This is a genomic window from Xanthobacter sp. BG11Y11_SDJG, assembly GCF_057364445.1.
The window spans coordinates 1-1146 of sequence record NZ_JBNFNU010000714.1; the positions used below are offsets into that span (position 1 = coordinate 1).

Genomic DNA, 1146 nt, shown 5'->3' on the forward strand with positions numbered 1-1146 from the left:
GGGTCGCGGGCGGGGCGCGGCGGCAAGCGGGGCACCCGCTGCCGGGGTCCCCGCCGGCCGGTCAGCGCACGGCGTTGACGGTCAGGCCCTCGAAATAGGTGATCTGCGCGAGGTCGCCGGGCGAGACCTGCTGCAGGTCGCCGAGCACCTTGGGATCGGTCGACCGCATGGTGCGGACGGTGCCGTCGGGCGCCTCGAAGGTCACGGTGCCCGCCGCCTGGTCGATGCCGACGAAGATGGTGGTGATCGTCACCTTGCGCGCACCGAAATCCTGCGGCCAGCCGGGCAGCCCGGCGTCCAGCACCTCTTCGGCCAGCACCTCGCCGGGCTTGCCCTGGCGCGCCTTGCCGAGCGCCGTCACCTCTCCGGGCAGGACGCGGATGACCAGGTTCTGGCCCACCGGCATGGTCAGCACGTCGGCATAGAGCGCCGGCACCCGCACCGACCAGCGCCGCCCGTTCGGCTGCTCGAGAACCACCCGCCGGGTCACCGGATCGCCCGAGACGAAGGCGGCATTGTAGGTGAGGATGTTCACCGGGCCGACACCCGGCAGCGTCACCGAGGTGACGTTCGAGGGGGTCGGCCGCGGCTGCGCCAGAGCCGGCGCACCGAGCGCGAGAAGGCCGGTCATCGCCAAGGCGGCGGCGCCGACGGTAAGACGGATACGAGCGGTCATCGTTGGGCCCCATCAATGCGGGTGGCGGATATCGGCGCCCCGAAACCGGATGGCGGGGCGCAGCCGGCGCCGCGAGCAGGCGCCATAGCGCGATCCGGGGAAACTGGAACGACATGCCGCAAGAATTGGCCCGAAAACTCAAGGCTGCGCACATTTTTTTCGCCGGTGGCGAACGGCGCGGTATGCACGCGGTATGCAGATGAGACCGGCAGCCGCAGCGATCGGGCCGCATCCTCCTGCCGGAAGAAAGCCGATCGCCGCCTTCCGGCGGGTGATTCGGGGGGCGGCCGAGATTCGTCCTCCTGCGCGGGCGGGCGCCATTGCGCTTCGACCGCGCTCCCGGGCGCGCCCCGGCGGCATGACCCGTGGGCGCGGCGGGGTCGCTGCCGCGCGGCGCCGGGCGGATGTCCTGGCGACATGTCGCTACGTCAATGATAATCATGCGCGGCGGCGGGGCTCCGCCAGCGTGG

General features: G+C 71.9%; 1 protein-coding gene. It reads right to left on the reverse strand.

Annotated features, from left to right (window positions below; all coding sequences use genetic code 11):
* Nucleotides 1-61: 61 nt before the first annotated feature.
* Nucleotides 62-676 (reverse strand): hypothetical protein, encoded by a 615-nt coding sequence (locus tag AC2W7M_RS25995; protein ID WP_486136034.1) that lies wholly within the window; start codon nt 674-676, stop codon nt 62-64.
* Nucleotides 677-1146 lie beyond the last annotated feature (470 nt).

Bases quoted from the DNA above. Each gene is read 5' to 3' on its own strand.
- AC2W7M_RS25995 (WP_486136034.1), bottom strand. From the start codon at position 676: ATGACCGCTCGTATCCGTCTTACCGTCGGCGCCGCCGCCTTGGCGATG.